The organism is Ottowia sp., assembly GCF_047975795.1.
Lineage (GTDB): Bacteria > Pseudomonadota > Gammaproteobacteria > Burkholderiales > Burkholderiaceae_C > Ottowia.
On sequence record NZ_JBKEEE010000010.1, the window covers coordinates 96,953 to 112,809 of the forward strand.

General features: G+C 62.3%; 19 protein-coding genes and 1 pseudogene. 14 read left to right on the forward strand and 6 right to left on the reverse strand.

Translation table 11 applies throughout. The features are described 5' to 3' along the window. Positions 1-54 precede the first annotated feature (54 nt). From ACK5NW_RS01390 to ACK5NW_RS01400, 3 genes are read right to left on the reverse strand one after another with little or no spacing between them, the layout of a single operon-like run. Positions 55-1,182, reverse strand: coding sequence for an acetoin dehydrogenase dihydrolipoyllysine-residue acetyltransferase subunit (locus tag ACK5NW_RS01390; RefSeq protein WP_416924458.1), 1,128 nt, complete (start codon positions 1,180-1,182; stop codon positions 55-57). Next, complete coding sequence (locus ACK5NW_RS01395) at positions 1,179-2,201, reverse strand: alpha-ketoacid dehydrogenase subunit beta (RefSeq protein WP_416924459.1); 1,023 nt, start codon at positions 2,199-2,201, stop codon at positions 1,179-1,181. The genes ACK5NW_RS01390 and ACK5NW_RS01395 overlap by 4 nt, the downstream gene beginning before the upstream one ends. A 31-nt stretch (positions 2,202-2,232) precedes the next feature. Next, positions 2,233-3,210 carry a thiamine pyrophosphate-dependent dehydrogenase E1 component subunit alpha gene (locus ACK5NW_RS01400; protein WP_416924460.1) on the reverse strand — a complete coding sequence of 326 codons (978 nt, stop codon included), beginning with the start codon at positions 3,208-3,210 and terminating at the stop codon, positions 2,233-2,235. A 486-nt stretch (positions 3,211-3,696) separates the two neighbouring features. On the opposite strand from ACK5NW_RS01400, the gene ACK5NW_RS01405 reads away from it, so the two are divergent. Next, positions 3,697-4,683, forward strand: a complete 987-nt coding sequence (locus tag ACK5NW_RS01405; protein ID WP_416924461.1) for an AraC family transcriptional regulator — start codon at positions 3,697-3,699, stop codon at positions 4,681-4,683. A 46-nt stretch (positions 4,684-4,729) separates the two neighbouring features. On the opposite strand, the gene ACK5NW_RS01410 is transcribed toward ACK5NW_RS01405, so the two are convergent. After that, a complete protein-coding gene (locus ACK5NW_RS01410; RefSeq protein ID WP_416924480.1) occupies positions 4,730-5,530 on the reverse strand; it encodes an IclR family transcriptional regulator domain-containing protein in 801 nt (266 codons plus the stop codon). A gap of 173 nt (positions 5,531-5,703) precedes the next feature. On the opposite strand from ACK5NW_RS01410, the gene ACK5NW_RS01415 reads away from it, so the two are divergent. The 5 genes from ACK5NW_RS01415 to ACK5NW_RS01435 all read left to right on the forward strand — a co-directional run bounded on the left by ACK5NW_RS01415 (position 5,704) and on the right by ACK5NW_RS01435 (position 10,196). Further along, complete coding sequence (locus ACK5NW_RS01415) at positions 5,704-6,420, forward strand: 3-oxoacid CoA-transferase subunit A (protein ID WP_416924462.1); 717 nt, start codon at positions 5,704-5,706, stop codon at positions 6,418-6,420. A 43-nt stretch (positions 6,421-6,463) separates the two neighbouring features. Next, positions 6,464-7,108 (forward strand): 3-oxoacid CoA-transferase subunit B, encoded by a 645-nt coding sequence (locus tag ACK5NW_RS01420; RefSeq protein ID WP_416924463.1) that lies wholly within the window; start codon positions 6,464-6,466, stop codon positions 7,106-7,108. Positions 7,109-7,137: 29 nt separating this feature from the next. Further along, positions 7,138-8,340, forward strand: coding sequence for a 3-oxoadipyl-CoA thiolase (gene pcaF / locus ACK5NW_RS01425; protein ID WP_416924464.1), 1,203 nt, complete (start codon positions 7,138-7,140; stop codon positions 8,338-8,340). Continuing rightward, positions 8,340-9,053 (forward strand): SDR family oxidoreductase, encoded by a 714-nt coding sequence (locus tag ACK5NW_RS01430; protein WP_416924465.1) that lies wholly within the window; start codon positions 8,340-8,342, stop codon positions 9,051-9,053. The genes pcaF and ACK5NW_RS01430 overlap by 1 nt, the downstream gene beginning before the upstream one ends. 144 nt (positions 9,054-9,197) lie before the next feature. Further along, positions 9,198-10,196: a Bug family tripartite tricarboxylate transporter substrate binding protein gene (locus ACK5NW_RS01435; protein WP_416924466.1), complete on the forward strand. Its 999-nt coding sequence runs from the start codon at positions 9,198-9,200 to the stop codon at positions 10,194-10,196. A 34-nt stretch (positions 10,197-10,230) separates the two neighbouring features. Here the strand turns inward: ACK5NW_RS01435 and ACK5NW_RS01440 are convergent, their stop codons facing one another. Continuing rightward, on the reverse strand, positions 10,231-10,881 hold the full coding sequence (locus ACK5NW_RS01440; protein ID WP_416924467.1) for a trimeric intracellular cation channel family protein: 651 nt from the start codon (positions 10,879-10,881) through the stop codon (positions 10,231-10,233). A 215-nt stretch (positions 10,882-11,096) separates the two neighbouring features. Here ACK5NW_RS01440 and hisI point away from each other — a divergent pair, with 215 nt between their 5' ends. The 8 genes from hisI (at position 11,097) to tatC (ending at position 15,611) form a co-directional block, all read left to right on the forward strand. Continuing rightward, positions 11,097-11,486 carry a phosphoribosyl-AMP cyclohydrolase gene (gene hisI / locus ACK5NW_RS01445; protein ID WP_416924468.1) on the forward strand — a complete coding sequence of 130 codons (390 nt, stop codon included), beginning with the start codon at positions 11,097-11,099 and terminating at the stop codon, positions 11,484-11,486. An 8-nt stretch (positions 11,487-11,494) separates the two neighbouring features. Then, complete coding sequence (locus tag ACK5NW_RS01450; RefSeq protein ID WP_416924469.1) at positions 11,495-11,899, forward strand: phosphoribosyl-ATP diphosphatase; 405 nt, start codon at positions 11,495-11,497, stop codon at positions 11,897-11,899. Beyond that, a complete protein-coding gene (locus ACK5NW_RS01455) occupies positions 11,896-12,321 on the forward strand; it encodes a DUF4870 family protein (RefSeq protein WP_416924470.1) in 426 nt (141 codons plus the stop codon). The genes ACK5NW_RS01450 and ACK5NW_RS01455 overlap by 4 nt, the downstream gene beginning before the upstream one ends. After that, a complete protein-coding gene (locus tag ACK5NW_RS01460; protein WP_416924471.1) occupies positions 12,314-13,435 on the forward strand; it encodes a patatin-like phospholipase family protein in 1,122 nt (373 codons plus the stop codon). The genes ACK5NW_RS01455 and ACK5NW_RS01460 overlap by 8 nt, the downstream gene beginning before the upstream one ends. 16 nt (positions 13,436-13,451) lie before the next feature. Further along, on the forward strand, positions 13,452-13,823 hold the full coding sequence (locus tag ACK5NW_RS01465) for a histidine triad nucleotide-binding protein (protein WP_416924472.1): 372 nt from the start codon (positions 13,452-13,454) through the stop codon (positions 13,821-13,823). 111 nt (positions 13,824-13,934) lie between these two features. Further along, positions 13,935-14,177, forward strand: a complete 243-nt coding sequence (tatA, locus tag ACK5NW_RS01470; RefSeq protein ID WP_416924473.1) for a Sec-independent protein translocase subunit TatA — start codon at positions 13,935-13,937, stop codon at positions 14,175-14,177. Between the two features lie 65 nt (positions 14,178-14,242). After that, complete coding sequence (gene tatB, locus ACK5NW_RS01475; RefSeq protein ID WP_416924474.1) at positions 14,243-14,731, forward strand: Sec-independent protein translocase protein TatB; 489 nt, start codon at positions 14,243-14,245, stop codon at positions 14,729-14,731. Between the two features lie 85 nt (positions 14,732-14,816). Further along, positions 14,817-15,611, forward strand: coding sequence for a twin-arginine translocase subunit TatC (gene tatC, locus ACK5NW_RS01480; RefSeq protein WP_416924475.1), 795 nt, complete (start codon positions 14,817-14,819; stop codon positions 15,609-15,611). Between the two features lie 108 nt (positions 15,612-15,719). On the opposite strand, the pseudogene ACK5NW_RS01485 reads toward tatC, so the two are convergent. Then, positions 15,720-15,857, reverse strand: a pseudogene (locus ACK5NW_RS01485) (IS481 family transposase); the annotation flags it as partial.

The window sequence follows — 15,857 nt, forward strand, 5'->3', positions numbered from 1 at the left end:
AGCCCTGTGCCGACACAGAGAACACCGCTGCAACGCCTTGTTTGTGGCGGTGGGCTACGATGCTTGCTGGCGGCTCAGAAAGTCGATGATGCGGCGATTGACCTCGGCCGCCGCCTCCACTTGGACCATGTGGCCCATGCCCTCAAGAAGGTGAAACTCCACATCGGTTTGCGCCCACTGCGCCGGGTTGGGCGGCGGGATCACCTGGTCGGCCGCCCCCCAGATCATGATCAACGGTACCTGGGTGGCCAATTCAGGCAATGCCGCACCTGCATGACCCAGGCTGCGCTCGGCGATGGCGCTGAGTGCGGCGGTCATGCCTTCCAGCCGCTTGTACTTCAGCGTATCGTCGACCAGTTGGCGTGAGACAAATCCTGGCTCGGCGAACAATTGCTCAAGTACAGGTTTGAGTTCACGCCTGGTTTGCGCATTGGTAAACCCTTGAATGTAGGCGTTGTTGACAGCCTGGCCCACGCCCGCTGGTGCAATCAGTGACAGCGACTTGACCCGGCTTGGGGCCTGACGCTGAACCATCAGGCAGACGGCTGACCCCATGGAGTGGCCCACCAGATGCGCTTCTTTGAAACCCATGAAATCCATGTAGGCCATCACCGACGAAGCCAGCTCGCCCAGCGAGCCATCATCCAGCGTTTTCAATGATTCGCCATGTCCTGGCAAGTCCAGCGCCGCCACCGGATGCCCGCCCGCGGCCAAGGCGGCCTGATTCAGGATCCAGTTCTCCAGATTGCCGCCAAATCCATGCACCAGGACGATGGGTGTGCCCTGCCCAGGCTGTGCCAGATGGCGCACCCGGCGTCCGGCCACCTCGATGTGTTCTGGTGCCGGTGGCGGGGTGCCGTCGTCGGCGTCGCTCTCGGCTGCGATGTCTGCCTTGAAATCGGCGATGAATGCGTCAATCTCTGCGTCGCTGACCGATTCATCGGCAATCACCCCCAGCAATGCACCAATGGGCAGCACATCACCTACGCTGGCGACTTGACGCCGCAAGATGCCCGAGACGGGCGACTCGATGCCGCCCATGATTTTTTCGGTTTCAAGGTCGCAGACTTCGTCGCCAGTTTCCACCCGGTCACCTGGTTGCCTGTTCCAGGCGGCCAGGGTTCCGCGCTCCATGGTCAGCCCCCATTTGGGCACCGTCAGTTTGTGGATTTCGCCGCTCATGCTTTTGAGCCTCCGTAGGCCATCGTTTCGGCCACGGCGGCACCAATGCGCTCCGGCGATGGGACGAAGGCATCTTCAAGCGCGGCCGCAAATGGCACGGGCGAATGTGGCGCCGTCACCTTTTTGATGGGTGCCTTGAGTGCGCCGAAAGCCTGTTCAGCCACCAGTGAAGAAATATCGGCAGCGACAGAGCAACGCGGATAGGCTTCATCAACCACCACCAGCCGTCCGGTTTTCTCGACCGACTCGATAATGGTGTCTTCATCCAGCGGTGACAGTGTGCGCAGGTCAATGACCTCGCATTGAATGCCCTGTTTGGCCAGCTCGGTGGCCACGCCCATGGCCATCAACACCATCAGGCCGTAGGTGACGATGGTCACGTCGCTGCCTTCGCGCAAGACGTTGGCTTCGCCAAAGCCAATCGTGTAGCTTTCTTGCGGAACATCGCCCTTGGTGGCCAACAGCGCCTTGTGCTCCATGAAGATGACCGGATCGTTGTCCCGGATGGCTTGGATCAGCAGCCCCTTGGCGTCATACGGGCTGGAAGGAAAGACCACTTTCAAACCCGGTATGTGTGTGAATATTGGCGTCAACATCTGCGAATGCTGGGCCGCAGCGCGTGCCTTGCCGCCGCAGTTGGTGCGGATGACCAGCGGCGTTTGCGCCTTGCCGCCGAACATGTAGCGGAACTTGGCCGCCTGGTTGAAAATCTGGTCAAAACACACGCCCAGAAAATCCGCGAACATCAGTTCCACCACGGGGCGCATGCCCGCCACTGCGGCACCCACGCCTGCACCGACCAGGGCCGACTCCGAGATAGGGGTGTCCACCACCCGGGTGGGGTATTGCTCGTACAGTCCTTTGGTGATGCCCAAAATGCCGCCCCATGCGCCAGGGCCACCCTTGGTGCCGGTGCCGCCAGCGATGTCTTCACCTATCAGGAACACCGATTCGTCACGCGCCATTTCGGTCTTCAAGGCTTCGTTGATCGCGTCCATAAAAAGAATTTCTCTTGCCATTGCGCTTGCTCCAGTGCTGTTCAGGGGTGGGTCAGGGATAGGACACGTAAACATCGGCCAGTAAGTCTTTGGCCGGGTCAGGTGTCGGATCAAGGCGTGCTTGCTTGACGGCCGAGTCGATCAGCGCCACGACCGCCGCGTCGACGTCGTCCAGTTCTGCATCAGAAAGCGCGCCCGACGACGTGGCTTTGGCACGGAATATGTTCAGGCAATCGCTTTCGCTGCGCAGGCGTTCGACCTCGCCTTCTTCGCGATAGGTTTGCTGGTCGCCCTCGTAATGACCCATGAAGCGGCCCGTTTTGGTTTCCAGCAAGGTGGGGCCTTCGCCGTTGCGTGCTCGTTCAATGGCGTGTGCGGCGGCTTCATGAACAGCAAAAAAATCGAAGCCGTCGACGATGACGCCCGGCATGTTGAAGCCAGCAGCGCGGTCAGCGACGTCTTCGGTGGCTACGGCAAAAGAGGCCGCGCAGGCTTCGCCGTACCCGTTGTTTTCGGCCACGAATATGACCGGCAGCTTCAGCACCGAAGCCAGGTTCATCGACTCCAAGATGGTGCCTTGATTGGATGCGCCGTCGCCGAAGAAGCAAGCGGTTACGCTGCGATTGCCGCGAATCTTGCTGGCCAGCGCCGCGCCGCACGACAGTGGGCCACCCGCGCCCACGATGCCATTGGCACCCAGCATGCCTTTGGAGATGTCGGCAATGTGCATCGACCCGCCCTTGCCCCGGCACAGCCCCGTGGATTTGCCAAAGATTTCCGCCATCATGCCGACCGGATCGACGCCCTTGGCGATGCAGTGGCCGTGCCCCCGGTGGGTGGAGGAGATGAAGTCGGCGTCACCCAGGTTCATGCAAACTCCGGTGGCCGATGCTTCTTGGCCCGCGTAAAGATGCACGAAACCCGGGATGTCGCCGGTGGCAAACTCGCGGTGAAGCCTTTCTTCAAACTCACGGATGGTGCGCATGCGGCGGTAGGCGTCCAGCAGTGCGGATTTGGGCAGTGTCGTCATGGTTGTCTCCTTTGACAAAGGGGTGCAGGAATTTCGGGGGTGTCAATGAAATGGCGGCTTGCAAGGCCGCTGTTCAGGGTATTTGCGATGCTTGCCGGCGCAGCAAAGCTGATAAAAGCGACTCGCGTGGGCGCGCATTGGTGCAGATGCAGAAGCTATGAAAGCCACGGAAGCCACAAAAACCGCAGGCCGTTTGGCGACTGACATCAGCGGCCAGGCTGTCAGTGCGGGTGGCGCGATGCTGGATCGCACAGCGCCTGGGTGTGCAGGTTTGGCGCAGTCCGTGTGATCGCCAAGCAGGCCATCTTTTACACAGACGATGGGTGGTAACGCTGGGGTTAACGTCACGACTGTCTCCAAGTATTTTTTATGATGTCAAGGAGAGAGTACGTCGGCTGCGCCATCAGTTATTGACATTACGCGACAAATTTTGGGCATCGTGCGTCAAGGAGACGGAAGGTGAAAGATCTGTGCAGGGCCGGTGGGATGTCCAACTTCGAGCCTTTGGTCAAGTCGCTCGGCGGCGACGCGCGCGAGGTGCTGGCGCTGGTCGGGTTAAAGCCGTCAGAGCTTGCTGATCCAGACCGCTACTTGTCGTACCGGAAAATCATGACGGCCTTCGAGATGGCCGCTTGCAGGCTCAATCGGCCTGATTTTGGGTTTTGCCTGGCCGACCGTCAGGAGCTTTCTTTTCTGGGCGTTTTGGCGATCGCCGTTCAGGCCGCCGACAGTCCGCTGATGGCCGTGCGCACCATCAGCCGGTTTCTTCGCTTTCACACGCCGGGCGCAGAGCTGGCGGTTGAAGAGGACGGCGCGGATCTGTACAGGGTCAGCTTTTGCCTGCTGGTGGCCGATGAGGCCGATTACCCGCAGGTGGTCGAACATGCCGTGCTGCATGTGTTGCGTCTGCTGACGCTGGTGTCGCAAGGCAAGCTGGTTCCAAAGATGGTGTGCCTGAGCCACCGCATGCAGTCGGATCCGGCCACCTACCTGCGATATATGGGGCAGCAGCCCCAATTCAGTGCGCCGTTCAATGGGGTGGTGCTCGATGCCTGGGCCATGCGCCAGCGCTGTCCGGATGCCAATCCCTTGCTCAAGCAGTTCGCAGAAAAATACCTGATGGGCACGGTCGCTGTGGCGGAAGATCCGTTTGACCAGGTGGTTGAGCGCCTGGTCAATCGCCTGCTCAGAATCAGGCAGGTGGATTTGAAGCTGGTGGCCACCACGCTGAACATCGAGCCTAGAACCTTGCAGCGGCGGTTGCGCGAGCGCGGCACCTCGTTGCAGCAGATTACAGACCGCGTGAGAAGTCGTCTGGCCATGAAATACCTCAAACAACAAGCGCTGCCGCTGGCCCAGGTGAGCGACATGCTCGGGTTTGCCGATCAATCGTCTTTTACGCGCTCGTGCAAGCGCTGGTTTGGCAGAACGCCCAAAGAGCAGCGCATCTTTTCAAACCTGCCCTCCAGTTGAAAAGCAGTCGATGTTGCGGCGCAGGGCGTGGCTAACGTTCGATCGTTCAACGCCCGGCCAGCAGGCCCGAGATTTCCTGCGCCGCGCGCCGCAGCGCGGGCAGGATGCGCGCGCGCATGGTGTCGGCATCGGTGCGATTGGCCTGGCCGGAGACGTTGATGGCGGCCAGCGTCTGGCCCTGACGACCGATGATGGGGGCGGCCATCGAGATCAGCCCTTCTTCCAGCTCTTGATCGACCAGCGCCCAGCCCTGGGTGCGCGCTTGCGCCACTTCGGCCATCAGGACGTCGATGTCGGTGATGGTGCGCGGGGTGTGCGCCACCAGGGGCGATGCGTGCAGGATGGTGCGCGCTTGCGGCTCGGGCTGGGCGGCCAATAACACGCGGCCCATCGAGGTGCAGTACGCGGGCAGGCGTGAACCCGCGCCCAGGCCGATGCGCATGATCTTGCGGGTGGACACGCGCAGCACGTACACCACGTCGGTGCCGTCCAGCACGGCCGATGAGGTGGATTCGCTCACCTCGGCGGCCAGCGCTTCCATCACCGGCTCGGCCAGGTTCCAGGTGGGCATGGCCGACAGGTAGGCAAAACCCAAATCGAGGATGCGCGGCGCCAGCCGGAACAGCTTGCCGTCGCTGTGCACGTAGCCCAGGGTGTGCAGCGTCAGCAGAATGCGCCGCGCCCCGGCACGGGTCAGGCCGGTGCGGGCGGCCACTTCAGACAGGGTTTGCTGCGGCGCGTCGGCGCTGAAGCTGCGGATCACTGCCAGCCCCCGCGCGAACGATTGCACGTAACTGTCGCTGGGGCGTGGAGGCTGGCGGGCCGCGCTGGTTTCAGCGGGCGGCATTTCGTCAGAAGGAGCGGGTAAGGCGCGATGGATGGGCGATGTCTTCATGGGGACAGTGGGGACGTGGGTAAGCCGATATATTCGTTATTAGAACATTTGTTCGATATAAGAACAAATAGAAATAACATCTCTGCCATGTCCCAAGGGGATGTGGCCTGATGAGGAGACTTGAGATGATTGACAAAATTGCCTCTTCAGTGGCCCAGGCGCTGGCGGGTGTGCAAGACGGTGCCACGGTGCTGATTGGCGGCTTTGGCACGGCGGGCGTTCCGGGCGAGTTGATCGACGGGCTGATCGCGCAGGGCGCGAAAGACCTGACGCTGGTCAACAACAACGCGGGCAATGGCGACACTGGCGTGGCCGCGCTGCTGAAAACCGGGCGCGTGCGCAAGATGATTTGCAGCTTTCCGCGCCAGGTCGACAGCCATGTGTTCGACGCGCTGTATCGGGCGGGCCAGATCGAGCTGGAGCTGGTGCCTCAGGGCAATCTGGCCGAGCGCTTGCGCGCTGCCGGGGCGGGCGTGGGGGCGTTTTTCACGCCCACCGGCTTTGGCACCGATCTGGCCAAAAACGCTGACGGCAGCGCCAAGGAAACGCGCGAAATCAATGGTCGTCAATACGTGCTGGAATACCCGATTCACGGTGACGTGGCCCTCATCAAGGCCGAGCGTGGCGACCGCTGGGGCAATCTGACCTACCGCAAGGCGGCGCGCAATTTCGGCCCGGTGATGGCCATGGCCGCGCGTCACACGGTGGCCACGGTGCACGAGGTGGTGCCGCTGGGCGCGCTGGATGCCGAGGCGGTGGTTACCCCCGGCATCTTCGTCAGCCAGGTGGTGCAGGTGCCGCGCACCGCGACCCAGGCGGGCGGCTTCAAGGCGGCGGCATGAAGATTCATGCATCAAATCGACGTTTAACGCAGGAAATAAAAGCGTGAACAGCTACCAAAAAAGAAGCAAATCAGAGCTGGCCCAGCGCATCGCGGCGGATATTCCCAACGGCGCTTACGTCAACTTGGGCATTGGCCAGCCCACGCTGGTGGCCAACCACATTCCGGCTGAGCGCGAAGTGGTGCTGCACTCTGAAAACGGCATTCTTGGCATGGGCGCGGCCCCGGCGGTGGGGCAAGAGGATTACGACCTCATCAACGCGGGCAAAGCCCCCGTCACCTTGCTGGCGGGCGGCAGTTACTTTCACCATGCCGACAGCTTTGCCATGATGCGCGGTGGCCATCTGGACGTGTGCGTGCTGGGGGCGTTTCAGGTTTCGGTGCGGGGCGATCTGGCCAACTGGAGCACCGGCGAGCCGGGGGCCATTCCCGCCGTCGGCGGTGCGATGGACTTGGCCGTGGGCGCGCGCCAGACCTGGGTGATGATGGATTTGCTGACCAAGCAAGGTGCCAGCAAGATCGTTGCCGAATGCACTTACCCGCTGACGGCGGTGGGCTGCGTCAAACGCATTTACACCGATCTGGCCACTTTGCGCTGCTCTGCCGACGGCCTGGGGCTGATCGATCTGGTCGATGGCTTGAGTCACGCTGAGCTGGAACGCCTGATCGGCCAGCCTATTGCCGCTTGAATTGCATTCAAATTTCAGGAGACTCTTTTATGAAACAAGCTTTCATCGTCGACGCCATTCGCACGCCTTTTGGCCGCTACGGCGGTGCGCTGGCCAGTGTGCGCACCGACGATCTGGGCGCGGTGCCCATTCGGGCGTTGATGGCGCGCAACCCCCAAGTGGATTGGGCCGCCGTTACCGACGTGCTGTACGGCTGCGCCAACCAGGCGGGTGAAGACAACCGTAACGTGGCGCGCATGTCGGCGCTGCTGGCGGGGCTGCCCGTCGACGTGCCGGGGGCTACCCTCAACCGCCTGTGCGGCTCGGGCCTGGACGCGGTGGGCACGGCAGCGCGCGCCATCAAGGCCGAAGAAGCCACGCTGATGATTGCTGGCGGCGTAGAAAGCATGAGCCGCGCACCCTTTGTCATGCCCAAAGCCGAAAGCGCCTTCAGCCGCGCCAATGCCGTGTACGACACCACCATCGGCTGGCGCTTCGTCAACCGGCTGATGAAGGCGCAGTACGGCATCGACTCCATGCCCGAGACGGCTGAGAACGTCGCCACCGACTATCGTGTAGAGCGCGCCGCGCAGGACCAGATGGCCCTGGCCAGCCAGCGCAAAGCCGTGGCGGCGCAACAGGCGGGCCACTTGGCGCGCGAGATCACCCCGGTGCACGTGGCGCAGAAAAAAGGCGATCCGGTGGTGGTAGATACCGACGAACACCCGCGCGAGACCAGCCTGGACAAGCTGTCCAAACTCAAAGGCGTGGTCAAGCCCGACGGCACGGTGACGGCGGGCAACGCCAGCGGTGTCAACGATGGCGCTTGCGCGTTACTGCTGGCGGGTGAGGCCACGGCGGCCCAATACGGCCTGACCCCCAGGGCGCGCGTGGTTGGCATGGCCACGGCGGGCGTGGCCCCGCGCGTGATGGGCATCGGCCCGGCCCCGGCCACGCAAAAAGTGCTGGCGCTGACGGGCCTGAAGCTCGATCAGATCGACGTGATCGAGCTGAACGAAGCCTTTGCCGCCCAAGGCCTGGCCGTGCTGCGGCTGTTGGAGCTGCAAGACGATGACGAGCGCGTCAATGCCTGGGGCGGCGCCATCGCGCTGGGCCATCCGCTGGGTGCCAGCGGCGCGCGGCTGGCCACCACCGCCGTCAACCGCCTGCACGCCACCGGCGGCAGGTACGCCCTGTGCACCATGTGCATTGGTGTGGGGCAGGGCATTGCGCTGGTGCTGGAGCGCGTGTGATGGCGGCGGCTGCCGAACGGGTGCTGATTACAGGCGGTGCAGCGGGTATCGGCGCGGCGGTGGCCGAGCATTGCCACCAGCGCGGCTGGGAGCCGGTGGTGATCGACCGCGAGGTGGTGTCAGGCGGTATTCAGGCCGACTTGTCCAGCCCCGACGCCACGGCGCGCGCGCTGGACGAAGCGCTGGCCGGCGGCCCCATCACGCGGCTGGTCAACAACGTTGGCGTGGTGGTACCCGCCGATGCCGAACGTCAGACGCTGGCTGAGTTGGACTTGGCGCTGTCGCTCAATCTGCGCTGCGCCTTTCAGTGCATGCAGGCGCTGCTGCCGGGTATGAAGGCAGCGGGCTTTGGGCGCATCGTCAACATGGCCTCGCGCGCCGCGCTGGGCAAAGAGCTGCGCACCGCCTACAGCGCCACCAAGGCCGGGCTGATCGGTATGGCGCGCGTGTGGGCGCTGGAGTTGGGCGCGCACGGCATCACCGCCAACGCCATCGGCCCCGGCCCCATCCGCACCGAATTATTTGACCGCGCCAACCCGCCGGGTGCAGCGCGCACGCAGGCCATCATCGACGCGGTGCCCGTCAAGCGCGTGGGCACGCCCGATGACGTGGCCCACGCCACCACCTTTTTGCTGGATGCGCACAGCGGCTTCATCACCGGCCAGGTGCTGTACGTGTGCGGCGGCATGACCGTGGGTGTGGTGGGGGTGTGATTTCGGCTGCTTTTTGCCGCTGGGCCGCCCCAAGGCAAAAGAGGCCCCCTTTGGGGGCAGCGCACCTCGCGCAGCGGGTAAGCGTGGGGGCATTTTTTGTGGCTGCCCTGGGTGGCCGTGTTTTGCAGTGAAAGGAGACTTTTTATGAACGTGATGAACCAAATTCTGCCACGCCGTCGTGCGCTGCTGGCGACCGCTGCGGTGGCGCTGGTGGGAATGAATTCGGGCGCGGCCTGGGCGCAAGGCTATCCAGACCGACCGCTCACGCTGGTGGTGCCGTTTTCAGCCGGGGGCACCACCGACATTCTGGCGCGCATTCTGGGCAAGGCGCTGGAGGCTGAACTGGGCCAGCCGGTGGTGATCGACAACAAGGCAGGCGCGGGCGGCAATATTGGCGCACAGGCGGCGGCGCGCGCCAAGGCCGATGGCTACACGCTGTTCATGGGCACAGTGGGCACGCACGCCATCAATGAGTCGCTGTACAAAAACCTGCCCTATAAACCACTGGGTGACTTTCAACCCGTGTCGCTGGTGGCGATGGTGCCCAACTTGCTGGTGGCCCACCCGTCGCGCCCCTACAAAACAGTGAAAGAGTTGATTGATTACGCCAAGGCCAATCCGGGCAAAGTCACGTTTGGCTCGTCGGGCAATGGCTCGTCGATTCACCTGTCGGGAGAGCTGTTCAAGACCATGACCGGCGTGGACATGCTGCATATTCCCTATAAGGGCAGCGCGCCTGCCGTGGCCGATTTGCTGGCTGGGCAGATCGACATCATGTTCGACAACATGCCCTCGGCCATTCAGCACGTCAAGGCGGGCAAGCTGCGCCCCATCGCCGTCACGGCGGATAAACGCTATCCCGAGTTGCCCGATGTGCCCACCATTGCCGAAGCCGGTGTGCCGGGTTACAGCGCCATGTCCTGGTTTGGTTTGTTCACCAACCGGGGCTTGCCTGCCGATGTGCTGGCCAAACTGAATGCGGCCACGGTGAAAGTGCTGTCGCAGCCGGAGGTGGCCAAGCAAATGGCGGCCCAGGGCGCGATGGCCAGCCCAGACACGCCCGCAGAGTTTGAGGCTTTCATCAAAAAAGAGGCCGACAAGTGGCGTCAGGTGGTCAAGGCATCGGGTGCCAAGGTGGACTGATGGGCCGACGCCAGCGCGGCTGGTGCCGCTGGGATCACTGGTTCCAGGCCGGTAACTGCCAGCCGCGCCAGACGGCCACCAGCCGCAGCGCGGCGGTGAAGATCACCGTCAACACCAAGGCTATCCAGGGTGGCAGACCCATGCTGATGACCCCTACGTACAGCCAGCCGCCGATGAACGCACAGGCGGCGTAGGGGCTGCGGTCGCTCAGCGCGCGGGGCAGCTCGTTGCACAGCACGTCGCGCAACACGCCGCCCAAGCAACTGGTGGTGACGCCCATCATCACCGCCACCAGTGGCGGCAGGCCCTGCGCCAGTGCGGGGTTGACGCCCACGGCGGTGAACATCCCCAGGCCCATGGCATCGGGCCAGAGCAGGGCGCGCTCGGTAGGGTGCACATGCCGCTGGTGCATGAACAGCACAGCGACCAGGCACACGGCCATCAGCACCCAGACAAATTCAACATGCTGCACCCAGAAAAAGGGCCGTTGGTCGATCAGTATGTCGCGCAGCGTGCCGCCGCCAAAGGCGGTGACGAAAGCCACCACGCACACGCCCACCAAATCCAGGTTTTTGCGTGCCGCAGCCAACACGCCCGACAGCGCAAAGGCCAGCGTGGCGGTGGCTTCCAGCACCGTGTGCAGCCATTCGGCCCAGATGGGTGGCAAAGTCGGCAGAGTATTCATGGCGCGCATTGTGCATGGACTTGTCTTCAGAGCGTGTTCAAAGTCTCTGCGTGGGTGTGCGGGCGCGGTCTCGGGCAGTCTGCGCCTTGCAGCCTATCCCGATCCGCATCCCACACCCCTCACGCTGAGACGTTGAACACGCTCTCAGGCATGTGGATGGCGCACTGCGACCACAAGCGTCGGATGGCTTGACGCGAATCGCGGACAATGGCTGCATGAACTGGTTGGATCAAGTCAAATGGGATGCGCAAGGCTTGGTGCCGGTGATTGCGCAGGAGCGCGACACGGGCGACGTGCTGATGTTGGCCTGGATGAACCGCGAGGCGCTGGCCAAAACAGCCGAGCTGGGCCAGGCGGTGTATTTCAGCCGCTCGCGCGGCAAGCTGTGGTTCAAGGGCGAAGAATCAGGCCATGTGCAGACCGTGCATGACATCCGCATCGATTGCGATAACGATGTGGTGTTGCTGCAAGTCACGCAACTGGGGCATGAACCGGGCATTGCTTGCCACACCGGGCGGCACAGTTGTTTTTTCAGTGTGCTGAAAGGCGGCCAGTGGCAAGCCGACGCCCCAGTCTTGAAAGATCCGGCCACCATCTATAAATAACAAGCTGTATGACCCAATCTGCCGATACTGATACAGACACCCTGGCGCGGCTGACGGCCGTGATCGAAAGCCGCAAGCCCGCCGCAGGCGGCAACCCTGAGGCCAGCTACGTGGCGCGCCTGCTGCATAAGGGACCGGACGCCTTTTTAAAGAAAATTGGTGAGGAAGCCACCGAGGTGGTGATGGCCGCCAAGGATGCCGAGCACGGCGGTGCGCCCGAAAAAATGGTGGCTGAAATGGCCGATTTATGGTTCCACGGCATGGTGGCGCTGGCGCACTACGGCTTTTCAGCGGCCGACGTGGTGGCGGAACTGGCGCGCCGCGAAGGACTCTCAGGTATCGAAGAAAAAGCGTTGCGCAAGGTGCGCGAGCGCGAAGCGGCAGAACCTCTGACGAAAGGAACGGGCACATGAGCAGCAACCACGACATCATGGACGTCGAGCCGAATGTGCGGCCTGCCAGCGAGCGCGAGCTGAATCAGGACGCCAGCGATACGCTGAAAACCTGGGGCTGGGTCAGCTACATCCTGCACCTGATCGTTGCCGTGGCGGCGGTGGTGCCGGGCGCGCAGGTCAGCATTGCCCTGCTGATCATCGCGCTGGTGATGGACTTGGTGAAAAAAGACGATGCGCGCGGCAGCTGGCAAGAAAGCCACTTCAACTGGCGCATCAGCTCGGTGCTGTGGGCGGGCGTGTGCTATGTGTTGACTTCGCCGTTGTTTTTGCTGCTGTACCTGCCGGGGGCGATTGCCTGGGGGCTGATCTCGCTGTGGTTTCTCTACCGCATTGTCAAAGGCATGGTGCGCATGAACGCGGATCGCGCGATCGATGTCTGAGCGCGCATCGGCTGCGACCACAGCCGCCAAAAAAAGCACGGTCAAAAAAAGCACGACTAAATCCAGTCGCACTAAAGCCAACGGCCATGCCAGCAAACCCATCAACCTGGCGCTGCAAGGCGGCGGCTCGCACGGCGCGTTCACCTGGGGCGTGCTGGACGCGCTGCTGGAAGACGGGCGGCTGAAGTTTGAAGGGGCCAGCGGCACCAGCGCCGGGGCCATGAATGCAGTGGTGCTGGCGCACGGGCTGGCCCGCGCTGATGCCGACGGTCTGAAGGGTCAGGCGCGTTACGAGGCCGCGCGCGTGGCCCTGGCGCGGTTTTGGGACGGCGTGGGTCTGATGGGGGCGTTTCAAAGTGGCTTGCCGCTGGCGGCCACGCAGATGGTGGCCTCGTGGTGGACGCAATGGCTCAGCCCCACACAGGCCAATCCGCTGGGCCTGAACCCCTTGCGCCAGCTGCTGGAGCGCGAGGTGGACTTTGATTTGCTGCGGCAGTCGCCCGCGCTCAAGGCGTTTGTGGCCGCCACCAACGTGCGCACCGGGCGGGGCGAGATTTTCAACGACGACCGTCTGTCGGCCAGCGCCGTGATGGCCTCGGCCTGCCTGCCCACGCTGTTCAAGGCGGTGGAAATTGATGGTGAGCATTACTGGGATGGCGGCTATTCGGGCAACCCGGCGATTTATCCGCTGATCTACAACACCAAAACCAGCGACGTGCTGTTGGTGCAGATCAACCCCATCGAGGCTGATTTTTCGCCCAGCGCCAGCGCACAAGAGATTGCCGAGCGCATCAACGAGATCACCTTCAACGCCCCTTTGCTGGCCGAAGCGCGTGCCATCGAGTTCGTCAGTCGCCTGCTGCAAGAAGGCCGCCTGGATGCCAAAAAGTACAAGCGCATGCGTTTCCATCGTGTGGACGGTGGGGCGGCGCTGGCCGCGTTTGGTGCGGCCAGCAAGTCGCGCTCGGACACTGCTTTTTTGCACCAATTGTTCGATTTAGGTCGAGCGGCGGGCAAAGATTGGCTGACAAAGAACTTCCGTCACATTGGCGAAAAGACCACCGGCTCGGCCACGCATTTGCTGAGCACCCACCTGCCCACTGCGGCCCCTTAACCATGAGCATACTGGCATGAACACATCCGCTTCGCACGACCCCAACTGCATTTTCTGCAAGATCATTGCCGGGCAAATCCCGTCCAAAAAGGTGTGCGAAGACGAGCAGGTTTACGCCTTTCACGACATCAACCCGTGGGCACCGGTGCATTTCATGCTGGTGCCCAAGGCGCACATTTCGTCCATGGCGCAACTGGGCCAGGAACATGCGGCGCTGATGGGGCACATCATGACGCTGGCCCCCCGCCTGGCACTGGAGCAAGGTTGCAATCCGTACCCCGACGGCGGTTTTCGTGTGGTGGTCAACACCGGGGCAGAGGGCGGTCAGGAAGTGCAGCACCTGCACGTGCACGTGATGGGCGGCCCGCGCCCGTGGGCCAAGGGCTGAGAAGCCTGCCGCATCCAGCGCAACCGTTGTCAACCGCTGTCATGTTCCACCGTCTAAAATCAGGCACATGGCGCTCGCTTTATCGATTTGAGCGCGCAAGGAGAAAAGCACATGGGTTCGTTTTCTATCTGGCACTGGCTGATCGTTTTGCTGATCGTGGTCATGGTTTTTGGCACCAAGAAGCTCAGAAATATGGGTTCTGATCTGGGTGGGGCCGTCAAAGGTTTTAAAGACGGCATGCGCGATGGCGTGGCCGAAGGTGACCAGCCTGCTGCGGCCCCCACCGCACAGGTGACGAATAACGCCACAGCCAACCAAGACACCATCGACGTGCAGGCCAAGGAAAAAAGCTGACACAACGCGGTGCGCTCATCGCTGGCGGTTGACGTGCCAGCGATGCGCTTGCGGCTTGCATCGACATGCTTGACCTCGGTATTTCCAAAATGGCCTTGATTGGCGCGGTGGCGCTGATCGTCATTGGCCCTGAAAAATTGCCGCGCGTGGCGCGCACGGTAGGCACTTTGCTGGGTAAGGCGCAGCGCTATGTCTCGGACGTGAAGGCCGAGGTCAACCGCGCCATGGATCTGGATGAGCTGAAGAAAATGAAAGCCTCGGTCGAAGAAGCCGGGCGCGATGTTGAAAGCAGCCTGCGCAGTGTCAAGACCGACTTTGAAAAAGACTGGAACGCTGTCACTGCTGAAGTGCAAGACATGGGCGAGGCCACTGCCGACAGCCCTTCACCCGGTTGGACGCCACCGCCGCCCGAATACCGCAGGCCCGACAAGAACTGGCGTCTCAAGCGTGGCGCGGTGCCGCAGTGGTACAAGTCACGCCACGGCGTGCGCAGACAGGTGCAGTCGGGTGCCGCCCGGGTGGCACGGTTCAGGCCCAGGCGGCCGGGTGCCTGAGCGGAAAGCAGCCTGACGCCTTGAAAACCCTTGCAGTGCCCCATAACCCTGGTGTCCAGCCAGCGGTGGGCGACAATGCCCCGACATGAGTGATCCCAAGCAATCCCCTGAAGACGAACTGGCGGGTACTGAGCAGCCGTTTGTCACGCACCTGATGGAGCTGCGCGACCGGCTGATCAAGGCGCTGGTGGCCGTAGGCGTGGTGGCGGTTGCGCTGGGCTTCTTTCCCGGTGCGGGCCAGTTGTATGACCTGCTGGCCGCGCCGCTGGTGGCGCACCTGCCCAAAGGCGCGACCATGATCGCCACCTCGGTCATCTCACCGTTCATGGTGCCGCTGAAAATTTTGTTGATGGCCGCCTTTTTGATCGCGCTGCCCGTGGTGCTGCACCAAGTGTGGGCTTTCGTCGCGCCGGGGCTGTATTCGCACGAGAAAAAGTTGGTGCTGCCGCTGGTGGTATCGAGCACCTTACTGTTCTTCGCAGGCGTGGCGTTCTGTTATTTCTTCGTCTTCGGCAAGGTGTTTGCGTTTATTCAGCAGTTTGCGCCACAGTCGATCACGGCCGCGCCAGACATCGAGGCGTACCTGAGTTTCGTGCTCACCATGTTTTTGGCCTTTGGGTTGGCTTTTGAGGTGCCCGTGGCCGTGGTGGTGCTGGCCAAGGTAGGCGTGGTGAATGTGCAGCAGCTCAAGGACTTTCGCGGCTACTTCTGGGTGTCTGCGGCCATTGTTTGCGCCATCGTCACGCCGCCTGATGTGGTGTCGATGGCATCGTTGCTGATCCCGATGGGCTTGCTGTACGAGGTGGGGATTTGGGTGACCCAGCTGTTCATCCGCAACACGCAAGCGTCTGAAGACGAAGCCAAGACGGCAGAGACCTGAAGCACAGCGCAGGTTTGAGCCAAAGTTGGGTGGCTTTTGCCATGCCCAGCGCGGTTGCTGAGGTCTGTAAAGGCCGCTCTATTGAACAAGAGGCAGATTTGCTGGAAGCTATGTGTCGCATCCCGGACGATTGGATGACTTTGGTCGCCTGTGAAACAGGTGCGACTTTTCATCGTACCAATGCTTCATTGCTTCGATGGGCGTTTTGGACTTCAGGGCCGACTGCGGCAGTTGATGGTTGTACAG

Excerpts from the sequence above, each read along its gene's own strand:
- ACK5NW_RS01390 (WP_416924458.1), bottom strand. The coding sequence starts at position 1,182 with ATGAGCGGCGAAATCCACAAACTGACGGTGCCCAAATGGGGGCTGACC.
- ACK5NW_RS01395 (WP_416924459.1), bottom strand. The coding sequence starts at position 2,201 with ATGGCAAGAGAAATTCTTTTTATGGACGCGATCAACGAAGCCTTGAAG.
- ACK5NW_RS01400 (WP_416924460.1), bottom strand. The coding sequence starts at position 3,210 with ATGACGACACTGCCCAAATCCGCACTGCTGGACGCCTACCGCCGCATG.
- ACK5NW_RS01405 (WP_416924461.1), top strand. The coding sequence starts at position 3,697 with ATGTCCAACTTCGAGCCTTTGGTCAAGTCGCTCGGCGGCGACGCGCGC.
- ACK5NW_RS01410 (WP_416924480.1), bottom strand. The coding sequence starts at position 5,530 with ATGCCGCCCGCTGAAACCAGCGCGGCCCGCCAGCCTCCACGCCCCAGC.
- ACK5NW_RS01415 (WP_416924462.1), top strand. The coding sequence starts at position 5,704 with ATGATTGACAAAATTGCCTCTTCAGTGGCCCAGGCGCTGGCGGGTGTG.
- pcaF (WP_416924464.1), top strand. The coding sequence starts at position 7,138 with ATGAAACAAGCTTTCATCGTCGACGCCATTCGCACGCCTTTTGGCCGC.
- ACK5NW_RS01430 (WP_416924465.1), top strand. The coding sequence starts at position 8,340 with ATGGCGGCGGCTGCCGAACGGGTGCTGATTACAGGCGGTGCAGCGGGT.
- ACK5NW_RS01435 (WP_416924466.1), top strand. The coding sequence starts at position 9,198 with ATGAACGTGATGAACCAAATTCTGCCACGCCGTCGTGCGCTGCTGGCG.
- ACK5NW_RS01440 (WP_416924467.1), bottom strand. The coding sequence starts at position 10,881 with ATGAATACTCTGCCGACTTTGCCACCCATCTGGGCCGAATGGCTGCAC.
- hisI (WP_416924468.1), top strand. The coding sequence starts at position 11,097 with ATGAACTGGTTGGATCAAGTCAAATGGGATGCGCAAGGCTTGGTGCCG.
- ACK5NW_RS01450 (WP_416924469.1), top strand. The coding sequence starts at position 11,495 with ATGACCCAATCTGCCGATACTGATACAGACACCCTGGCGCGGCTGACG.
- ACK5NW_RS01455 (WP_416924470.1), top strand. The coding sequence starts at position 11,896 with ATGAGCAGCAACCACGACATCATGGACGTCGAGCCGAATGTGCGGCCT.
- ACK5NW_RS01460 (WP_416924471.1), top strand. The coding sequence starts at position 12,314 with ATGTCTGAGCGCGCATCGGCTGCGACCACAGCCGCCAAAAAAAGCACG.
- ACK5NW_RS01465 (WP_416924472.1), top strand. The coding sequence starts at position 13,452 with ATGAACACATCCGCTTCGCACGACCCCAACTGCATTTTCTGCAAGATC.
- tatA (WP_416924473.1), top strand. The coding sequence starts at position 13,935 with ATGGGTTCGTTTTCTATCTGGCACTGGCTGATCGTTTTGCTGATCGTG.
- tatB (WP_416924474.1), top strand. The coding sequence starts at position 14,243 with ATGCTTGACCTCGGTATTTCCAAAATGGCCTTGATTGGCGCGGTGGCG.
- tatC (WP_416924475.1), top strand. The coding sequence starts at position 14,817 with ATGAGTGATCCCAAGCAATCCCCTGAAGACGAACTGGCGGGTACTGAG.